The sequence below is a fragment of the Phycisphaerae bacterium genome (assembly GCA_024102815.1).
Taxonomy (GTDB): Bacteria; Planctomycetota; Phycisphaerae; order UBA1845; family UBA1845; genus JAGFJJ01.
The window spans coordinates 96485-116353 of record JAGFJJ010000006.1; the positions used below are offsets into that span (position 1 = coordinate 96485).

General features: G+C 62.5%; 16 protein-coding genes. 2 read left to right on the top strand and 14 right to left on the bottom strand.

What is annotated here, in order from left to right:
* Nucleotides 1-22: 22 nt before the first annotated feature.
* The 3 genes from J5J06_01690 to J5J06_01700 form a co-directional block, all read right to left on the bottom strand.
* Complete coding sequence (locus tag J5J06_01690; protein MCO6435782.1) at nt 23-904, bottom strand: OmpA family protein; 882 nt, start codon at nt 902-904, stop codon at nt 23-25.
* Nucleotides 905-1127: 223 nt separating this feature from the next.
* Nucleotides 1128-2090, bottom strand: a complete 963-nt coding sequence (locus J5J06_01695; protein ID MCO6435783.1) for a helix-turn-helix domain-containing protein — start codon at nt 2088-2090, stop codon at nt 1128-1130.
* 19 nt (nt 2091-2109) lie between these two features.
* Nucleotides 2110-2574 carry a hypothetical protein gene (locus tag J5J06_01700; GenBank protein MCO6435784.1) on the bottom strand — a complete coding sequence of 155 codons (465 nt, stop codon included), beginning with the start codon at nt 2572-2574 and terminating at the stop codon, nt 2110-2112.
* A gap of 308 nt (nt 2575-2882) precedes the next feature.
* Between J5J06_01700 and J5J06_01705 the strand changes: the two genes are divergently transcribed.
* Entirely contained in the window at nt 2883-3344 is a 462-nt protein-coding gene (locus J5J06_01705) for a DUF192 domain-containing protein (protein MCO6435785.1), read from the top strand.
* Between the two features lie 59 nt (nt 3345-3403).
* Here the strand turns inward: J5J06_01705 and J5J06_01710 are convergent, their stop codons facing one another.
* The 11 genes from J5J06_01710 to J5J06_01760 form a co-directional block, all read right to left on the bottom strand.
* A complete protein-coding gene (locus J5J06_01710; protein ID MCO6435786.1) occupies nt 3404-4270 on the bottom strand; it encodes an aminotransferase class IV in 867 nt (288 codons plus the stop codon).
* Nucleotides 4271-4389: 119 nt separating this feature from the next.
* A complete protein-coding gene (locus tag J5J06_01715; GenBank protein MCO6435787.1) occupies nt 4390-5589 on the bottom strand; it encodes a rhomboid family intramembrane serine protease in 1200 nt (399 codons plus the stop codon).
* A 177-nt stretch (nt 5590-5766) separates the two neighbouring features.
* Nucleotides 5767-6036, bottom strand: coding sequence for a DUF1844 domain-containing protein (locus J5J06_01720; protein MCO6435788.1), 270 nt, complete (start codon nt 6034-6036; stop codon nt 5767-5769).
* A gap of 223 nt (nt 6037-6259) precedes the next feature.
* Nucleotides 6260-7831 (bottom strand): hypothetical protein, encoded by a 1572-nt coding sequence (locus tag J5J06_01725; GenBank protein ID MCO6435789.1) that lies wholly within the window; start codon nt 7829-7831, stop codon nt 6260-6262.
* On the bottom strand, nt 7822-8565 hold the full coding sequence (locus J5J06_01730; protein MCO6435790.1) for a glycosyltransferase family 2 protein: 744 nt from the start codon (nt 8563-8565) through the stop codon (nt 7822-7824). The genes J5J06_01725 and J5J06_01730 overlap by 10 nt, the downstream gene beginning before the upstream one ends.
* Before the next feature lie 187 nt (nt 8566-8752).
* Nucleotides 8753-12031, bottom strand: a complete 3279-nt coding sequence (treS, locus tag J5J06_01735; protein ID MCO6435791.1) for a maltose alpha-D-glucosyltransferase — start codon at nt 12029-12031, stop codon at nt 8753-8755.
* 449 nt (nt 12032-12480) lie between these two features.
* The gene (locus J5J06_01740) at nt 12481-13014 is read right to left on the bottom strand and encodes a HEAT repeat domain-containing protein (GenBank protein ID MCO6435792.1); all 534 of its coding nucleotides are present in this window, start codon (nt 13012-13014) and stop codon (nt 12481-12483) included.
* A 106-nt stretch (nt 13015-13120) separates the two neighbouring features.
* The gene (locus tag J5J06_01745; GenBank protein MCO6435793.1) at nt 13121-13672 is read right to left on the bottom strand and encodes a DUF1269 domain-containing protein; all 552 of its coding nucleotides are present in this window, start codon (nt 13670-13672) and stop codon (nt 13121-13123) included.
* Between the two features lie 54 nt (nt 13673-13726).
* Complete coding sequence (locus J5J06_01750; protein MCO6435794.1) at nt 13727-15220, bottom strand: DegQ family serine endoprotease; 1494 nt, start codon at nt 15218-15220, stop codon at nt 13727-13729.
* A 486-nt stretch (nt 15221-15706) separates the two neighbouring features.
* Complete coding sequence (gene dnaA / locus J5J06_01755; protein MCO6435795.1) at nt 15707-17167, bottom strand: chromosomal replication initiator protein DnaA; 1461 nt, start codon at nt 17165-17167, stop codon at nt 15707-15709.
* A gap of 330 nt (nt 17168-17497) precedes the next feature.
* Nucleotides 17498-18610, bottom strand: coding sequence for a GNAT family N-acetyltransferase (locus tag J5J06_01760; protein ID MCO6435796.1), 1113 nt, complete (start codon nt 18608-18610; stop codon nt 17498-17500).
* Between the two features lie 162 nt (nt 18611-18772).
* Here J5J06_01760 and J5J06_01765 point away from each other — a divergent pair, with 162 nt between their 5' ends.
* Nucleotides 18773-19384 (top strand): hypothetical protein, encoded by a 612-nt coding sequence (locus J5J06_01765; GenBank protein MCO6435797.1) that lies wholly within the window; start codon nt 18773-18775, stop codon nt 19382-19384.
* Nucleotides 19385-19869: the final 485 nt, after the last annotated feature.

The following is a 19869-nucleotide window of genomic DNA, read 5'->3' on the forward strand; positions in this document are numbered from 1 at the left end:
GTCAGGCCCGCCGGTCGTTATCCTACTTCCCCGGGGATGGCTGCTGCTCGGAATGCGCCATGCCGGCATCGACGTCCACCGCGCGGGCCACGCGGCCTACGGATCCGCGCGGCACCAGGTAGACATCCACTCGCCGGTTCTGCTGCGCGCCGGCCTCCGACGTGTTGTCGGCCACGGGGCGATACTCGCCATAGCCCATCAACCCGATCCTCGCCGGATCGTAGCCGCTTTCTTTCAAGACCTTCGCTACGGCGATTGCCCGATGCGTCGACAGGTGCCAGTTGCTGGGATGCAAAGCGCGGGTCTCCGCCCGCGCGATGGGACGATTGTCCGTATGCCCCACCACCACGACCTCGAAGTCTGCGGCAGCCGGAGACTTGAGCACGTCGGCGAAGCCGCGCAGTGCCGACATCGAAGAATCCTTGACGACGTCACTGCCCAGAGCAAACAACAGGTCGGACTTCCACTTGACGATCCCCTGCTCGGCGTCATATTCCACCTCGCCGGGATGCGCCTGGGCGAAATTCTTCAGCGCGCTGTCGAGCTGGGGCGGCAGCTTTGGACCGGAGATGATCACGCTGCCCAGCCGGCCGCGCATGTCCTCGAGCTGCTGGAGGGCGACCTTCCGTGACTGGCTGAGCAGCTCGGTCTCCTCGCGAAGGTTGTTGATCAGCTCGTCTTTGGCGGCCAACTCCCGCTGCTGCAGGTCGATCTGCTGGCGAAGCGACCCGGACCCGTGCCGCAGATCGAAAAGCTCCTGAGCCAGTGCCTCCTTTTCCGCCTTCGTGTTGCGAAGGCTGGCATCCAGCCGCCGGTACTTGTCCAGACTGACACAACCCGACGCGGATCCCAACCCCAGAACGCCGACCAATCCAAGCAGCAAGCACCCTCTTCGCATCGCCACGACTCCCATCCTTCGAACGCCTCAATTCCAAATAACCCAGGATATTCCCGATCTGCCCCCTGAATACAAGTTTGCGTTGCGTCGGCATGTCCCGTGGCGGGCCATTCCTCTCCCGCACACCCGTAACTGCGCAACGCCCGCCGCAATGACAACCAGCGAAATGACGACCGCACCACCTGATCCGGATTCCGCGCGGGACCGGCACGGCCGCAAATGCGAAATCCTATTTCGACCGCTTCACCACGAAGAACGTAATACCTGCGGCGATCGCGGCCACGCCGACCGCCGCGCCGGCGAAGATCACCAGATTGGCATAGACCGTCGTCAGCAGACCGGGCACAAACCCACGCAACATTGCCGTCGCGCCCAGCGCCGCAACCCAAAGAACCGCCAGCGCCACGACCATCGTCGCGGTCAATGCCGAGGAAACAGCATCGCCAGCGTACGCTTCCTCGCCGACATATGCCGCCTGCCGCGTGCGGGCGGCCGCCTTGCCGCCGGCGGGAGGCGCAGCAACCGGCTCCGCCGATTCTTCTTCGCCGATCTCCGCAACTTCGGTGAGGGCCTCATCCATCCCGGCGCGCGTCGCTTCGCCGGCGGGCTCGGCCTCTTCTTCCGCTTCCTCGTCCTTGTCGGTGTAGATCTCTTCCAGCAGCTCCGAGCCGAGCGACGTATCGTCGCTCTCGCGCGTCAGTTCGAGAATCCCCGAGCCGCTGCCGCTGCCTTCCAGCCCGAGTCCGCCCACGTCGGTCACCGCGGTCTGGGCCAGCGGATCAACCATTTCGTCGAGTTCGTCGTCGTCGAAAACGTTGATGCCCGCAGAAGGAACCGATGTCCCGCCGGTCGAGGCCTCCTTCTTCGCACCCGGACGCCCCGCAGCCGTGTCCTCCGACTCTGCGGAAGCCAGGCTCAGCACGTCACTTCCGCCCAGCCCTGTATCCAGTTCGTCGCCATCATCCGCGGGCTCCAGCACGATCTCCCCGCTGGCGGACGCGCTGGAGGCATCCGGCGGCGGTGCCGGAGGCAACGTTGAGGCCAGCTTCTCGACATCCTCAACCTTATACGCCGCAGCCCCGCCGTCCCGAAACTCGCGCAGCTTGCCCTCGCGTACCAGCGTCTTGATGCCGTCCGTCGACCGCTGAAGTTTCTTGGCCGCCTCGTCTGTAGAGTAAAACGTCTTCGCCATGTCTCGTCAGTATCCCTCGTCAGGGTTCCTGTTGAACGTCTTCGCCGGCTCCCTCAATCCGATAGCGGCGCTGCTCCTCGACGATTCGCTCCACGTCCTCGGGAGACAGTCCGCAGTTGTTGTAGTTTTCCAGGTACCGATCATATCGCCACGTCCGGGCGGCAGCCAGCCGCATGCAACTCTTCTGCGGCTCGTACTCGTACGCCCACATGGTCATGGCGTCCACGTCGACGACGTACACGCCAAACGTGTTCTTGGTCATCTGCCCGGTGAACGCGAATACGCCACGCGATCCGCCGCTGGCAACCGGCTGGGCCCAGGCCCGACTATCCAGCACCGGCGCCCCGCCGCCGAGCTTATCCACCGCGTACGTCACCGCCAGAGCCGAAAGCGCCACGCCGATCAGCCACAGTGCCGCCGTGCGCATTCCGTCCGGACCGCCAGGCCGGGAAGCTCTTGTTTCCACGTCGGTTACGGAGTTCATACGCTTCCGCGGATCATCATCTCGGGCTTGGAACACTTGCGGTGCGGGCAATTGCCGGCCCGCCAATCCTGCGATTATAGGCCTGTTCCGAGGTCGCCACAAGCCGACGGAATCCCGCGGGAATCGCCCGACATACTCATACAACGCAATCGCCGCCCGCGCGATGATCGTGCTACACTCCCGATGCGATCCATGGCCGCCCCCCGCACCCGAACGCGCGCCTGTCGCGGGTTCGAAAACCGAAGGTGTTGGCCCGGCGCGACTTGTGGGCGTACCCTTGTCGCGGAAACCGCGAGGGAGATTCCGGAATGCGCTATCCGATTCCAGTTCTGACGGCAGTTCTTGTCGCGATGGCCTCGCCCGCCTGTGTCCCCTTGACTGGTGGTAACACCGGCGGCGAGGGCTTACCCATGGCGAGCATCGCGATCGGCGACGACATTTTCACGGTCGAGGTGGCCGCCACCGCCGCGGCCCAACGCCAAGGGCTGATGGGGCGCACGGAGCTGGCCGAAGACGCGGGCATGCTCTTCGTCTTCGACCACCCCATCGTCCCGTCCTTTTGGATGCTGAATACACTGATCCCGCTCGACATCGCCTTCATTCGAGAAGACGGCACGATCGCATCCGTCGATACGATGCAGCCCCAGACCCTGGATTCCCATGTCCCCCCTGAGCCCGTCCTGTATGCCTTGGAAGTACCGGCCGGGCAGCTCGAGGCGCGCGGGATCGGCCCGGGCGACGCCGTAACCATCGCCTACAACGAACCGTAATCCAGTCTTCCAGGTACGAATGGACTGTTCGAAAACGCCGGTGCCGGGTTCAGCGCGCCCTACGCGCCAAGCTTCCTGCTCTGCGCTCGAGATCGCTCCCTGAAGGCCTCGTGCAGGCGCAGCGTAACGGGGCCGACCTTTCCGTCGCCCACGGGCTTGCCATCCACCGAGGTTGCCCCCAGGACCTGAAGCGTCGTGCTGGAGAGGAAGAGTTCGTCAGCCCGGAAAAGGTCCGACGCCGGGAACCGCTCTTCGCGAACGGGCACGGCAATGGCCTCGGCACATTCCATGATGAACTGCTGCGTGATCCCGTGGAGCACGGACACATCCCGGGTGGGCATAAACAAGGTGCTGTCGCGAACCATGAAGATGTTGGCCGCGGTGCACTCGCGAACTTCGCCCGAAGGGCTGATGAAGACGGCATCGTCGTAGCCCTCGCGCAAGGCCTGATCCTTGGCCAGGACGTTGGGCAGAAGCGTGACCGCCTTGATGAAGCAGCGTGCCCAGCGCTCGTCGCGCACGGCCTTGAGTCGCATGCCGCGGCGGCGCAATTCCTCCGGCACCGGCTTGAGCGGGCGGAACGTCATGACCAGGGTCGGTTCCAGCCCCTGGGGAATCCCATGCGCGCGCGGGGCTACCCCCCGCGTAAGCTGGATGTATACAAGCGTGTCCCCCTCCCCGCGCCGGGCGATACCCTCGGCGATGATCGGCTCCAGCGGGCGCTTGTGGAACGGATAGTTCAGGCCGATCGCGTCGCAACTGCGGCGCAGGCGCTGCAGGTGCGGTTCAATGAGGAAAGGACGACCGTCATAAGCCACGACCACCTCGTAGACGCTGTCGCCGAACTGGAAACCGCGGTCTTCGACGGAGACGACGGCTTTCTCGATGGGCACGAAAACACCGTTGACGAACGCGAGCTCTTTCATAGTCACCTCGTTGGAGTGAGATCCGGCTTGTTCGCTCTCTTTCATCGGCGCGCGTTCGTCTTTCGCCTCAGTCATTTCCGTGTGTGCTTCTGCGGTTGCGCGAACGAAACTTCCCTCGACTATCCGTTGCCGTTTCCCAGCGATTGCCGTACCTGATGCAGCCATTCCGCGCACTGCCTGCGGCGACTTTCATCTTGGAGTAGTGATTCCGCCTCCGCAAGCTGCTTCTCGGCGCGCGTCGGATCGCCTAGATCACGAGCGAAAATGATCCCCAGCAGCAACCGCACGCTCCCGCCCTCGACGGACTGCGGATAGCATTCGAGAAATCGCTCGAAAGCGGCCGCCGCTTCCTGGAAGCGGCGCTGCTCGTACAGGACGCGGGCGACCGCAAGCTGATCTCGCTCCGACAGGCATTGTCGTGCGTCCAATCCCAGCAGTGCTTCGTGGGCGCGAACGACACCCTCTTGGTCCCTCCGAAGCAAGGCCGCTGCGACGGCCTCCCGCGCGGCCGAGATTCGATCAAGGTGCTGATCCTCCTCCGCGCGACGCTTGGCGTTTTCCGGGATGACCCGACCCAGCGCGCCGTATTGTGCCCGTTCCACCGACTGCGGATTGGCCATGACCGCCGCCAGCGCCCGCCGCTGGTTCCAGCGCTTCCAGAGTGCCACGATATCGAACTGATCGCGGGGCAGCGCCCGCACAAGGAGCAGGAAGATCACCGCGGCCAACCCGAAGAAGTAGCCCGCGAGATGCGCACCGTGGGCCACCTGGTTGGCGCCCCCGATCCCCGGCGCGACGATGTTGTCCCAGACGATGATCTTCAGCCCGATGAGCACCATGGCCGGCAATTCGAACACATAGATGACCAGAAACCAGAGAACACAGGTCACCCGGCTTCGCGGAAACAGGGCGAGGTAGGCCGTCGTGACCGCCGCGATCGAACCCGAGGCGCCGATCAGCGTGAAGAACTCGGGTTTGCTCACCGCGTACCCCCAGGCGGAGAACACCCCGCCGGAGAGATAGAAGCACAGGTACGGCAGGTCGCCCATCTTGCCGTTGACGGCGTTGCCGAATACCCAAAGAAAGAGCATGTTGCCCCCGACGTGCCAGACGTCGGCATGCATGAACTGGTAGGTGAAAAACTCGTGCAGGGCCGGCGCGGCCGAGTGAAACTCCAGCCAGCCCGACATCCGCTCCCGGTACTGCCCCAGAATCCCACTGTTGAACAGCAAGAAGAACAGCAGGTTCAGGCCGATCAGGAGGTGATTCGCGTGCGGCGCCTTCCGCACCGCCGCCTCTGTACGAATGGGGATAATCATTGAACCATCGGTGCGCTTTGGTGTGTGACAGTCATCTGTAGCGAGCCGCAGGATTCAGCCTGCGCGGATGTTCCCGATGAAGGCGACGCCTGGCGCTGTTGCAATCGCCACGTTCGACCGCTTGCCGGTCCGAAGCACAGCTTGCCCTGGAGATTAAACCAGGGACTCCCCCCAACGTCATTCCTGGGCCTGCGGCGACTCAGCCGATCCGGGCGGCGGCCCCTTGACCATGTGAACGTATTGCATCCTGAGTTCGTAGAGCACCGCCCCGAGGACCTTTTTCTCGTCGTCCGACAGGTTCCCCTTGGTTTTTTCCTCGAGGACAGCCAGCAGATCGATGTGGTGCTTGGCTGCGGCGATGTTCGGCGGGATGTTCTCACCGCCCGGCCCCTGGAACCCGCCCAAGGCCACGGCCGCCTGCATCGCCAGAACATTGATGATGTCCATCACCGACGCCGCAGGCTCACCACCCGCACCGGCTCCACGCGCCGCCGCCTCCGCTTCTTTCTCCGCCAGAAGCTCCTTCTCCCGGGCTGCTTCCTCTTTCCAGTCGCTGTCGATGTGAATCCGCCCGGCTTGGCCTTCATCCGTCATAAGCGCGTCCTCCTGCGAAAGTTGCGTTCCCGCTGCCCTGGCTCCTGCGGCGCCGTGTGGTCCGTTGACTCCGGCACTATACCCCAAAATCGTTGATGGTGGGCAGGGCATCCATCATTTGCCGCAGATCTTCCGTGCGGTAGAGCGCAAAGAAGAACTCTCGACCTCGCGTGATCTTCGACTGCTCCTGGAGTCGTTCCACCTGTGCAAGCCGCGATTCCAGCCGTTCGCGCTCGTCCCCGGTCATCTCGGATAACGCGGCGTTCAGGGATCGGATTCTCTCGAATATCTCCCGGCGCCGGGTACGGTTTTCCGGCTCCTCCCGCGCCAGCCGCTGCGACTCGGCCACGAGCTGCTCCCGATCGGCAATCTCCGAATTCCGCTTTCCGATCTTGTCCGAGACGTGCCGCTGCGGGTTCCAATCCAGGTCCCGCAGTTCCTGCTTGACCTCACGCAGTACATCGTCCCGAGGCCTGCTTTCCGCCAGGCCCGGAAATAGCGTTGCCGAGACACAGCCCATCCGCGGAGGCTCAATGTCGAAATAGTCGGCAAAGATCAGGTCACTGATGCGGTCGTACTTGGCCCCGCCGATGCCGTGGATGAAAAAGTCGCTGGCGATGAGCCGCGCCCAGAGCGTCAAAGCGAGCGCCCGCGGACGAATGCGCCAAGGCGCCAAACGCTCCCCCAGGTTCGCCGCCTCACCGTCGGCCACCTCGGACTCGCTCAACTCCGCGATCACAACGTCGTCCGCCAGCAATCGGATTCGATGGCCGTCGCTCTTCGCGAAGACGCGGCGGCGCTGGCCGCGCTCCCGAAAAGCCCACAGCGCAACCTCCGTTCCACGGACCCCATGCTCCAGATCGGGCATGGGCCGTCGAGCGCCGCGGACGCGATGCTCCTCCCGATACCGGGCCAGGGCTCCGTTGTAGCTCGCTGCGAATTGTTCGGCGCGGAGCAGCATGTCCCTTGCCACCGCGTTGCACCAATCGAAGCTGATCCGCCGGTCGGTGACCCGAACGCCCAGCGACTCCTCGACCGACCGCCGCGCCCCGGCCAACTGCTCCACCCAGTCGCCCGCGCCTGCCATCCGTCCCAATTGTTCCAGGAACAAGGGCATGGGCGTGCATTCAAACCGCTCGCCCATCACGCTTCGAATGCGATTCTGCAATTCCGCGATCCGCCTCCCCGTCAGCGCGGGCACTTGCTCAAACAGCGCCGAGGATTGAGCGTCGAAGACAGGAATCCGTTCCACGACGGGGCGCCCACTCTCGAGCGTGGGGACCGTCAAACTGGACGTGTGGACCTGGTCGCTGTCGACCAGAATGTTCAGACCGACCCCGCCCAAACGGCTTGCCAACCGATCGGCGACGACGTACTTGGCCCAGACTCCGGGGTGAATGAATTCCGGCTGATGGCCCAATCCAATGATGGGAACGCCGTCGCCGAAGCCAGCCACTTTGCGGAACTGACTCCGCCATTCAGCAATCGTTCGTCCCGCAACCGGCCGGCGGCACGCATCCAGCATCCGCCGATTCTTCGCGACCGCGTCGACCCACTGGCGCGGATCCGGTTCGACCAGCACGCTGCCATGACCGGGCGGCGCTTTGAGCTTGGAGAAGTCGATCTCGGCCGATCGCACTAGCGGCACGGCAAGAAGCTCACCCCCGAACTGGGCAGGATCGCGGGATTCCTCAACTCGGCACTCAACACGGCCAGGTAATGATCAAGACGAACGGCCGGGTCATCCAGGTGACCGCCGAAGTGACGCGTCGGATCCTTGTAGATCAGTCGGACCGCCAACTCCTCGACACGCAGTCCCGCACGCCACACCTGCACCCACCACTGCATGGGCATGGCGTACCCTGGAACGGTAATCCGGACGCATTTCAACGAGCTCACCCGGTAGGCCTTGAATCCGCAAAAGGCGTCAGTTATTCCCAGCCGGAAAAGGCTGTTGAGGCGCTCGGTGATGACACGATTAATCTCACGCCGGTCCGATGGAACCGATGGATCGGCGACGTGCCCAGCCGGATAGCGCGTGCCGCTGATCACATCGGCCCCGCCAGAATAGGCAGCTTCGATAAACCGGGGAATGTAGGAAGGCTCATGCTGCTCGTCGCAGTCCATGGTCACAAGCCAGTCATAGCCGTGACGCTGGGCGAAGCAAAAGGCGTCCGCGATGCTCTTTCCGTAGCCGCGGTTTTCGGCGTGGGTGACGAGGTGGATGTCCTCGCGGCGGCGAAGCAGCGTCGGGGTTTCGTCGGTCGAGCCGTCATCCACCACGAGGATTTCGTCCGCGTAGCGGCGGACTTCATCGAGAACGGACTCGACATACCGTTCCTCGTTGAAAATCGGTATGGCGATCAAAGTTCGGTGCGGCATACGGATACCCTCTCAGGCCCGGGATCGAGCTTAATGCGAATCCTAGGAGCCTGGCGAGCGAATGACCACCCTGCGGGTCTGTTGCCGTTTTGATACACACACCCCGGATTCGGCGTGCCGGCCGCCGTCGCGGCTGGCATTACCCGACAGGCTGCAGACGGTTGGAGAAGCGAACCAACCGAATCGGTCAGCCCTCGTCGCTCGTTCCGCCCACAATAATCCGCTGAACGCCCCTCAGGGGAATGCGCAGCCATCTCGGGCGATTGGCCGCCTCGTAGCAGATCTCATAGAGGGCCTTCTCCAGGGTAAACAGCTTGATGAGATTCTCCGCATCGCGCTCATCGGCGGGATACGACGGGCAGTCGCCGATGGTATCCCGATAGCCTTCGAGGAATGCCGCCACGGTGCTTTCCTCCCATGCCATGGCCCACGGCTCCGCCGCAGCCTCCGCCTCCGGACGCGACTCCGACAGTCCGAACAATGCAGCCCAGGCGGCGTAGTTGAAGGAGCGCAGCATTCCCGCAACATCGCGCAATGGCGAGTGCTTGATCCGCCGATCCTCCAGGGAACGCGCCGGTTCCCCCTCGAAGTCGATGATGTAGAAATCGCTCTTCGCGACGATGACCTGACCAAGGTGATAGTCCCCGTGATAGCGAGTCTTGGCAGCATCAAGGCGCTTCGGTAGGAGCTCCTGGATCGTTGACGTGATGCCATCCCACAAGCCCAGTACGGAGCGGACTTCCTCGGCAATATCGTCGGCCAAGTCCCCCAGACATTTCCGCAGCGCTGCCTGCGCGTCGCCTGCCTGACGCACCACCCAGTCCTTCCAAAGCGCCAAGTCCTTCACGCCGACCGGCTCCGCCTGGAACGCCGGATTGTCCGTCTCGACGGCAAATGCGCGGTGCATCTCGGCAGTCCGCTGGCCTAACGTCTTTGCGAGCGACTCGAAGGCCGAATGCGGTTCTTCCTGGTTCTCGGGGGTCTCGGACCGCGCCCCGGCTTCCTCCAGATGGCGGTCCAGATAGTCCACGCTATAGCTCCAGCCGTCGCCCTGGTTCGGCACAAACTCCTGCAAAATCGCCAGGACGCAGTGGGACCCGTCCCCGTCCTGGGCCTCCATCGTTCCGTAGAATGCCGGCGTGTTCTCGAAGTGTGCCACTTCGGTCAGATGACGACCAATTTCCGCCTCGGGATGCTCTCCCGCCTCCACCTTGCGAAACGCCTTCATGATCATGCGGTCGCCGATGAGCAGCGAGGAATTGCTCTGCTCGCGCCCCAGACGACGAATCTCCAGTTCGGCCAGGTCGTCCGATCGCTCCATCAGCGCAGACGTGGAGCGGAAACGCAGCGAGCCCCCCAACGGAGAGTCGATCTCGTCGTTGCCGCGGATCAGTGCAATGATCCGCCGCGCAAAATCCGGATCGGCGATCGCATCGTAGAGCCCGCCGAGCTGCGCCCCCTTGCGCACGCGACCCAGCGCATAAGCCAGTCGCGACACCAGGGGATCATCATTGTTCTTTTCCCAATCGATCGCCAGCGGTAGAAAATAGCGCTGCGACTGGCCGTTCCGCAGTCTGGCCCGCCACGTCGCCACGAGCCATCCGCCGCCATCGCGGGGAAGTTGCGAGGCCGATGCCAGCTCCACGCGCTCAACCCCGACATCCTTCGCCGCGAACCATCGCTGGTTGCCCAGGAATTCGGGCAGGATCTTCCGCTCGAGCCTTTCCCTGGGCTGGTGCTCGATCAGGCTGGCGAACCCCTGCGGAATCACCAGCGTCTGGAATTCCGGCAGGGAGGGCGCGAACGGTTCATGCCAGCTTGGTGCCTCCGCCTCTTTCGCGAGGATGAACCAATAGAAACCGTACGTCGGCAGGGTAATGAAGTACGGCAACTGGCCGATCGGGGGAAAACGACTTCGACCCAGGAGCTCGATCGGAACGCAGCCTTCGAAATCGCCCAGGCGCAGCTCCACCGGCTGGGGCGCATGAGAGAGGTTGGCGATGCAGAGAATGCTCTCTTCCTCCGTCTCCCGAACGAACGCCAGCACCTTCCTGTTTCCGGGATAGAAGAAGCGGATGGTTCCGCGACCGAATGCGGAGTGGTTCTTTCGAATGTTGATGACTTTCCTCATCCAGTTCAGCAGCGATGACGGATTGCGACTCTCCGCTTCGACGTTGACCGCCTCATAGCCGTAGACCGGGTCCATGATCGCGGGAAGATACAGCATCGCGGGATCCGCTCGGGAGAACCCGCCGTTGCGATCCGGGCTCCATTGCATGGGCGTTCGCACCCCGTCACGGTCACCGAGGTACACATTGTCCCCCATTCCGATCTCGTCGCCGTAGTAGAGTACGGGTGTGCCGGGCATGGACAGCAGGAGACTGTTCAGCAGCTTGATCTTCTGGATATCGTTCTCCACCAGTGGGGCGAGGCGCCGGCGAATCCCGATGTTGATGCGCATGCGCCGGTCCGCCGCATAGAAGTTCCACAGGTAGTCCCGCTCCCGGTCCGTCACCATTTCCAGCGTCAGTTCGTCATGGTTGCGCAGGAAGACCGCCCATTGGCAGTTCTCGGGAATATCAGGCGTTTGATCCATGATGTCCGTGATCGGATGCCGGTCCTCCTGGGCCATGGCCATGTACATCCTGGGCATCAACGGAAAATGAAAGGCCATGTGACACTCATCCCCGTTGCCGAAGTATGGCAGGACATCCTCGGGCCACTGGTTCGCTTCGCCCAGCAGCATCTTCCCGTCGTAGTTCTCGTCGATCACCGCGCGCAGCTTGCGGATGATGGCGTGCGTCTCCGGCAGATTCTCGTTATTCGTGCCTTCACGCTCACAGAGATAAGGAATGGCGTCCAGCCGCAGCCCGTCCACCCCCAGATCGAGCCAGAAGCGCATGGTCCGGATGACTTCCTCGAGAACGTGAGGGTTGTCGAAGTTGAGATCGGGCTGATGGGAGAAGAAGCGATGCCAGTAATACGCTTCGGCTTCAGGGTCCCATGACCAGTTGGATTTCTCCGTATCCGTGAAGATGATTCGCGTCCCCTGGTATTTCTGGTCGCTGTCGCTCCAGACATAGTAGTTACGCCACTTGGATCCCGGCTTCGCACGACGGGCCCGCTGAAACCAGGGATGCTGGTCGGACGTATGGTTGACAACCAGCTCCGTGATGACCTTCAGGCCCCGGGCGTGAGCGGCACGCACGAACCGGCGAAAATCACGAATGTTGCCGTAAGCGGGATGCACGGACCTGTAGTCTGCAATGTCGTAACCATCGTCGCGGAGCGGTGAAGGATAGAAGGGCAGGAGCCAGACGGCTGTCACGCCGAGACTCTGAATATAGTCCAGCTTCGTCGTCAACCCGGCAAAATCGCCGATCCCGTTATCGTTGGAATCGAAGAACGTCTTTACGTGAAGCTGATAGATAACGGCGTCTTTGTACCACAGGTGGTCGACAGGCATATTCTTTACCTTGCATCTTGCACGGCCGGTTGTTCCCAGCACGACTTCAACAACATCCAGCTCAGTCAGGCGACTTGTGTACCGGGCCGATCGGATCCTTGCGGCGCCGTTCTTGCGATGTGCACAATTTGGCGGCGATCGCTAGCCTGCTCGCCCCGGCATGGTCAGACAGACCGCTTCGTCTCAATACCGAAGATTGTGCGCCAAGAACCGCGAATCTTCAACTTTCGCTATTGCGCGGGAATGTTTGTGCGCGGACTCCTGTCATCAGGATGTCATCCGGATTACAGGCGAGTATGCGCAGCGATGCCGTCAAGAGTTGATGAAAAGGGACTGCCCGTATGGTGCACGGCGGTCCGCCCGACCATCAGAAGGAACAAGTCTGACACGGCATGGGCGAAATCACCGGTGTGCGCAAAGTGCCCTTGTCGGTTACGATTCCGCTCCAACTACCGTACCGCATTGAGCTTCGCGAGTGCATCTTTCGCTCGGAGGGGAACCGCCAGTTCCGGATCAATCTGCTCGAGCGCTTCAAGCACCGGACCCACGATATCCGCCAACTCATTGCGGTTGAGGACGCGCAGCACATGGTGCGCACCGTCACGGAGTTCGGCCGATTCGGCACTCACCATAAGTGTTCTCAGTATGGGACGCAGGGCGGCTTCTCCCAGGCCGATCATTGCTTCCGCCGCGACCCAGCGCACGTCGGGATCTTCGTCACCGAGGGTCCGGGCCAATGCCGGCGCCGCCGCGGGCGCGTGAAGCTCCGTAAATGTCTTGGCCGCTTCCCATCGCACCAGCGAGTGCTCCGAGGACAGCGCTTCGACCACAGGTCCCACCGCCGCCTGCCCGAGCCCCACAAGCGATTCCCGCGCCTGCTGCCTCTCCACGCTGTTGCGACTGCCCAGTCGTTTCACCCAGTCCGCCGCCACCAGATTCAGCGGGTCGCTCCCGGTCAGTTCTTCATGCTTCGTAACACGCATACCTCCAGCCTCCCTTTCTCATGTTGCATGGACCGGCGAAGCACGGCGCGGGTCCCGCGCCGTACTTCGCACGATGGAACGCGACGATGCGGCGACGAAGAACGGGCTACGCCGTTGCGTGCGCTTGCACCGGTTCTGCCGCATTCGTCTCGCGATGGACATTCAACTCTTCCGCTCCCGTGGCCTTGAACATTCCACGAGCCCGTTCGACCTGGTCAGCGGTTCCATGCACAATCACCAGGTATTTTCCGCCTCGGACGTGCTCCTCATACTTGAGGATGTGCTTCTTCGAAACGCCCCATCCCAACAGCGCGCCGAGCAGGCCGCCTCCGGCGGCACCCGCCGCGGCACCCTCCAGGCCGCCGAGAATCGCGGCCGAGAGCGGCCCGGCCACGAGGAGGGGCCCGAATCCGGGTACCCAGAGGAAGGCGACGCCCCAGAGGAGACCGAAAAAACCGCCCAACCAGGCTCCGGTCCCTGCGCCGCCCTTGGCGATGTCGCCGGCATTTACGTAGCCGTGCACCGCCTTCTCGCTCTCGAGGTCCTTCGCCACGATCGACACGTGCTTGATGGGAAAACCGGACTGGTCCAGTTCATCAATGGCCCGTTCCGCCTTGGAAAGGACATCGTACACGCCCACAACACTTTGCTCGTTCATGACATGACTCCCTTCAGAAAGAAATGACCCACGACGACTCCGCAATTCTTGACGCTATTTGCCGTTGCTCTGCAGGAGGATGAAACGCTGCATATCCCCCGAGCGAATCGCCAGTCGAACACCGGAGGACAGATCATGTTCCTTGAGCTCCCGCTCGAACTGGGACACGCTGGTCACCGGTGTGCCCTGCACGTCCACAATGACATTGCCGGGCTCGATGCCCGCCATGTAGGCTAATCCGTTCGGATCGACCCGGGTCACGACGACACCCTTCGTTCCCGACTCGACGCCGAGCGCGTGCGCTTCACGCGTATCGGGGTCGGCCACGCTCAATCCCAGTTCATCCGCCATGTCATTCGTCGACCCCATCGCCACGCTCGATTCGCGCTGGGACACGCGCACGCCGAGCGTCATGGTCTTGCCGTCTCGAATCACATCGACCTTGACCTTGGTTCCGGGCTCGGTCGCCGCCGCCAGGTTGCGCAGCTGATTGACGTCTTGGATCGGGGTCCCGTCGTACTTCACGATGATGTCACCGGCATTCAGGCCTGCATCGGCCGCGGGACCGTCCGGTAATACCTGGCCCACGAGGACCCCTTCCGTCGATCCATACCCGAAGGACTTCGCCAGCCCCTCGTTCAGCGGTTGAATGGATATGCCCAGCCACCCGCGCACGACCCGGCCCTTGTGGATGAGACTGTCCATGATCGACTTCGCCATGTTGACGGGAATCGCAAAACCGACGCCCTCGTAACGCCCGGTGCGACTGGCGATCGCCGTATTGATGCCCACGACCCGCCCGCGCAGATCGACCAGCGGACCGCCGCTGTTACCCGGATTGATGGCCGCATCGGTCTGGATGAAGTCTTCGTATTCGGCCACACGAACATTCGATCGGCCCTTGGCGCTGACGATGCCCGCCGTCACCGTGTTGCGCAACCCGAACGGGTTTCCCGCGGCCACGACCCACTCGCCGATGCGCAGGTCATCCGAATCGCCCATGGTCGCGGCGGGCAGCGACTTCTCGTTGACGCGAATGACCGCGAGGTCGCTCATGGGATCCGTCCCCACGACGTCCGCGCTGACTTCCCGCCCGTCCTTCATCATCACGGTCACCTCATCCGCTCCCGCGACGACGTGGTTGTTGGTCAGGATATACCCGTCATCGCTGACGATGACGCCGCTGCCCACCCCCTGCTGGGGCGGAAGTTCGCGCGGGAGCTCATCCCCGAAGAACCGCCGCAGGAAATCCTCATTGAACGGAAGGCCCTGTTGCGTCCCCGGAGACTCATTCTCGTAGTGCTGCGCAGGCCTGAAGTGCTTGACCGATTTGATCGTCACCACCGACGGACTGATCTTGTCCGCCGCATTCTCGAACGCGACAGAGAGTGCGTCCGCGTAGCGGATCGCCTCATCCGCAGTCACATCTCTTCCCGTCGTTCCCGCCCATACGGGCTTCGCCACCCATACGGCTGAGGCGAGAATCACCCCCACAAGCCCCAATGTCCTCCATGCTCCCGACCCGACCACTCGATACTGCTTCTTCATCTCACGTCTCCTCGAATACGTTACCGGCCAGGCATCGAAGGTCGTCTCCCTCCGCGCCACCGCGGGTGGGCCTTCACCTGGCTCGTGTTGTTGCGTTCCCGAAGTCGCCATATCGAGGACTATACGCAGCGCACAGCGGAGGGTTTGTCGATGTGACGGGGGAGTTGCACTGACAGCAAGACGCGCTCCGTGCGCCGAATTCATCGGGTTGGAAATTGTGGACGGGAAGTTGCGCCGGTTAAACGATGTTTCAGGAAGGTGTTACCTGGGGTTCATCCCTGTAACGACTCCCATCCCTCCGACAAGCACGCAATGCACGGAGGACCAGACCCCAAGGCTGGGATGGGGTGAAGTGACCGACCCGGCTTGAACTGTGGAGGATTGTGAACACCGGAGGCGTTCGTCCGACGCACCGCCGTTGGCGTCAAGTCGGACGAACGCCCCCGCACCGGCATGATGACGCTTGTCGCGCTTCGCCCGGCGGGATCATCCCGTCACGGCGATCTCGGGCGGGGCATGAACTCGCCCGTTCTTCAGCCCGAACTGCTCCTCCAGATCGTCAACGAGCACGGCCAGGTTCAGTTGCCGCGGGCCCGCCGGCGTCTGCCAGCTTGCCATCTCGTTGCTTTGCAGCATCTTGCTGATGCGCCGCTCCGCGAGGATCACGGTGGAGTGGTTCTTGTTTCCCATGTACCGACCGATCTCCGGATAGCTCATGGCCGTGTGCTTCCGCGCCAGGTACATGGCAATGCCCCGCGCCAGGGCGATCGTCCGCGACTTGCGCGACGTGTGCAGTTCCGCCGTGTTCAGTCCGAAGAAGATCGATACCACGTTCTCGATGTCCGAGAGCATGATGACCGGCGCCGTCTGACGCACCAGGTCCTTGATCGCCCGCTCGGCCAGTGAGAGGGTGATCGGCGACTTGAGCACCTGCGCCTGTGCCACCACCTTCAGCAGCGCACCTTCCAGTTCGCGGATGTTCGACTTGAAATTCTCCGCGATGTAGTTGATCACCGACTCGCTCACATCCGTTTTCATCACGGCCGCGCGCCGTCGAAGAAACTCCGCCCGCACCGACAGGTCGGGTGTGTCGATCCGCACGACCATGCCGGAGACAAAACGGCTCACCAGATGATCCGAAAGATGACCGATGAGCTTGGGATGCGCATCCGAGGAAAGCACAATCTGCTTGGCTCCGGCATCGATCGCCTTGAACGTGTTGAGAAACTCCTCCTGCGTGGCCTTCTTCTGCGCGAAGTAGTGCACGTCATCGATGGCCAGCAGATCCACATCGCGATAGCGCTCGCGGAACGCGTCCTGCTCCCGCGATCGAATGGACTGAACGAAATCGTTGGTAAATTCCTCGCCCGAAACGAACCGGTAGCGCAGTCCGGGGTGCTTCTCCGCCGCCGCAAGGCAGATACCCTGCAGCAGGTGGGTCTTCCCCAACCCGCACCCGCCGTGAACGAAGAGCGGGTTGTACATGCCCCCCGGTGACTCCACGACGCTCACCGCCGCGGCGTACGCCAGCCGGTTGGAAGGACCCACCACAAAGTCCTCCAGGCGCCTCTTCGGACCCTCCGCGCGCGGAAGCGACGTCCTTCCCCCACGCGGGGCCCGAACCGGTGCGTCACCGGCCGCCGCGATCTGCTCCGACTGACGATCCGGCTGACGCTCCGGCTGGGTTCGAGCGAGCTCGGGATCCGTCGTGAATGCCAGATGGAATGTCCGCCCGGTAATCTCCTGCGCAGCTTCGTGGATGGCGTCGGCAAAGTGATCTTCGATCCAGCGACTCACGTGGGAGTTCGGCGCCGCAATGTGCAGGTAGTCTTCGAACAGCAGAAACCTCGTTGAATTCTTGAACCAGACGTTGTGCCGCTGGCTGCCGATTTTGTCCGCAAGTCGCGTTTCAATCTGAGACACTACCTCATCGGCGCGTGTGATCACCGCAGGCCTCCTTTTCCACGGAAAGACCGATACCGCAGATTAACTCGAATTTGTCAAAACGGATGAATGGCGCTGAGCACGATAAGCCTTGAGCGACGGCTGAACGGGTTCATGTTGCCGCGTCGCTTGACGCCATGTCGATCGCGGAAAATATCAGTCTCTTAATGCTGCGTCAACGATTTTTTAATAGCGGATTTCCCTCAAGTTTCGGTGCCTCTGCCTGCGCAAGTAGTTAGCGATCAAAAAAAATGAACCGCCCACCGATTTTCCACCACCGACGCCCGCATGTGGAATTCTCCTGTGCATCGCATCCCTCGGGGGAGCGCAAGCTTATGGCGCGACATTCGTTGCAATCCATGCGGCCCGCTCCAGGCTGCGCTCGAAGCCCCAGCGACGATAGAACGCCAATGCGGGTTCGTTGCGCCGATCTGCGGCAAGTGTCATGATTCTGTCACCTTTTCCCCGCGCCTGCTGCAACGCCCGTCTTAACATTGCGCCGGCCACGCCGCCGCGCCGAAACTTCTTGCTGACACCGAGATAGACCACTTCGCTCGCCGGGGCCGACTCCAGCTCGTTGATCAGCGCAACGCCCGCAACGTCGTTCCCGGACCGGACCACCCACCAACGGTCCGGTGTGAATCGACCGGCCTCGGCGTGTCCGGCGAGCACCTCCTCCGTTCGTCGGAGTCCGGTCAGTTCCGGGCAATCCCCGCTATCCTCATAGCTCGCTTCCAGGGCCTGCAGAAATAGCCCGCGGATGTCTTCGGAATAGCTTGTCCAACTTAAAGTAACCTCCGCCCGAATTCCCTCCGGGTCCGGCTGTTGTACCCATCTCGACATGTAGTGCAGCACGGTGAGCCTTCGAAAACCGGCTTGCTCCAGAATCTCCGCCATCAGCGGCTGATTCGGATCGACCAGTACCTCCAGCAGGGAAATCGACCGGTTGCGACCCCCCTCGACCAAGCGCCGCATGCACCCGGCCGCCCCCTCGATATGCTCCCGGGAGATCTCTTCGCTGGCGAGAATAAGCCCGGCGCGTCCCGCTGTCTCCGTCGCCGCAGCAGCGAAGACCATCTCCCGGCCCTCGCGCACGACGACGACGTGCCCCCACCGTTCGCCCCGAGAGCGTTGTCGATCCACAATAAGTTGTGCTTCGCGGGCCACCTGCTCCCGCGAGCGACCTTGTGTCGAAAGGATGCGGCACAGCGCCTCCCGCCCGCCCGGACCATCGAGAGGCATCTCGAGTATTTCTAAATCACCAGGCGGCAAGAAAGACCCTCCACCCGGCTCCTGTCGGCCGGATTCCAGGACGCAGGTGATCAACTGACGAGTCAGGCAATCGGGCGCGACGCGGCGTACCATCCAGCGGGTGCGGGAGACCTGACCCGCGCCCGATTCGCGCTCCTGCACGGCGGCCTCCGCCGGTGAAATAGTAGGACGCATCGTCTGCTTCGCTTGGCGATGCGTCAACGGACCGGTTACGGGCCCGATTTATCCCCGAAGCCCGCGGTTACAAACGTGCGCCCATGTGGATTCAGCGGCCCAGTTTCGCAATCGGGTTGTTTCCTTCAAACTGCTCGGATGCAGTTTCCTCTCGATGCCCTCATGCAGCTCGGTCCCAGCATTCTCCTGGGCCTGCTGCTGACGTTCTCGGGCTTGGTCACCGGCCATGCTGTCGCGCGCGATCCCCGCATTCCGCTGGTCAGACTGGTCGACTGGTGGATTTCCCGAGTCGCTACCGGGATTTTGCGGAGTCATTCAACCGCGCGGCGCGCCGCCGGGATCTTCCTCAATAACGCCGGCGTGCTGACGGTCATTCTTGCCACGGGCATCTGGACTCCCCTTGCGGCCGCCGGCACCTTCCTCCTGGGCACGCACCTTGGGATTGGATTTCAGATCATCGGAAAACGCGTTTCCCAGCGCGAGGATAGTCAAACCCCGCCTGATCGCGGGAATGGCTTGCGGCTGACACTCGGCATGGTCTTGAACATGCTGGAACCTCCGGCGATCGTATTAACGCTGGCATTGGCGTTGGCTTGGCGAAACTTGCCGCTCAGCGCAGCGGATGTCTGGGTGCTCTACGCAACCCTGTCGCTTCCCGGGTTGCTGCTGGCCGCCATCGGTGAGGGTCTCTGGACGGGTGTCGTTCCTGTGCAAATTCAGGAGAGCGGGCCCTCGGACGAAGCGCAACATTCAAGTGGGGACGACGAACATTGACCGTCGCGCTCGCTGGCGAACAGCGCACCGAGAAAAAAAGTGGCCCGGTGGGGTGGCCCGGGCCTTGGGGAACCGCCCAATGGGGGATTGGACGGCGAGTGAACAGAATCGGCCTCCGCCAAAATCGCGCGGAGGCGGTAACTCAGGATTGTAGCAAATCTCACCGGCGCGTTAAAGAGACAACAGTACAGAATCCCCATTCCGACCGAATTCGAGCGCTTGTCGTACTATCGGACGTTCGCATGCCGTTAGTACTTTGCTGGACACCTATCCTCTTTGCCAACGGCGTCCGCGCGACTGATCTCTGGCGTGGGAATTGTCATCGATCAGGCTTGGAAAAGCGGCGTCCCCGGAAATCCGTGGAGCGATCAGCTCACCGAGCGCAGCGGCCGCCGCCTTCAGCGGTCGAGACGTGAGCGCTGCCTTTCAGCCCAGTCGGCGCGACAACCGCTGTTGGTTTGACACGTCTTGACTGCCTTCTATAC

Coding starts and splice junctions, on each gene's coding strand:
- treS (MCO6435791.1), bottom strand. CDS start 12,031: ATGCCTGTCGACCACCTGTGGTACAAAGACGCCGTTATCTATCAGCTT.
- J5J06_01765 (MCO6435797.1), top strand. CDS start 18,773: ATGCAGCTCGGTCCCAGCATTCTCCTGGGCCTGCTGCTGACGTTCTCG.
- J5J06_01740 (MCO6435792.1), bottom strand. CDS start 13,014: ATGCGTGTTACGAAGCATGAAGAACTGACCGGGAGCGACCCGCTGAAT.
- J5J06_01695 (MCO6435783.1), bottom strand. CDS start 2,090: ATGGCGAAGACGTTTTACTCTACAGACGAGGCGGCCAAGAAACTTCAG.
- J5J06_01760 (MCO6435796.1), bottom strand. CDS start 18,610: ATGCGTCCTACTATTTCACCGGCGGAGGCCGCCGTGCAGGAGCGCGAA.
- J5J06_01750 (MCO6435794.1), bottom strand. CDS start 15,220: ATGAAGAAGCAGTATCGAGTGGTCGGGTCGGGAGCATGGAGGACATTG.
- J5J06_01715 (MCO6435787.1), bottom strand. CDS start 5,589: ATGATTATCCCCATTCGTACAGAGGCGGCGGTGCGGAAGGCGCCGCAC.
- J5J06_01730 (MCO6435790.1), bottom strand. CDS start 8,565: ATGCCGCACCGAACTTTGATCGCCATACCGATTTTCAACGAGGAACGG.
- J5J06_01710 (MCO6435786.1), bottom strand. CDS start 4,270: ATGAAAGAGCTCGCGTTCGTCAACGGTGTTTTCGTGCCCATCGAGAAA.
- J5J06_01720 (MCO6435788.1), bottom strand. CDS start 6,036: ATGGACATCATCAATGTTCTGGCGATGCAGGCGGCCGTGGCCTTGGGC.
- J5J06_01745 (MCO6435793.1), bottom strand. CDS start 13,672: ATGAACGAGCAAAGTGTTGTGGGCGTGTACGATGTCCTTTCCAAGGCG.
- J5J06_01700 (MCO6435784.1), bottom strand. CDS start 2,574: ATGAACTCCGTAACCGACGTGGAAACAAGAGCTTCCCGGCCTGGCGGT.
- J5J06_01705 (MCO6435785.1), top strand. CDS start 2,883: ATGCGCTATCCGATTCCAGTTCTGACGGCAGTTCTTGTCGCGATGGCC.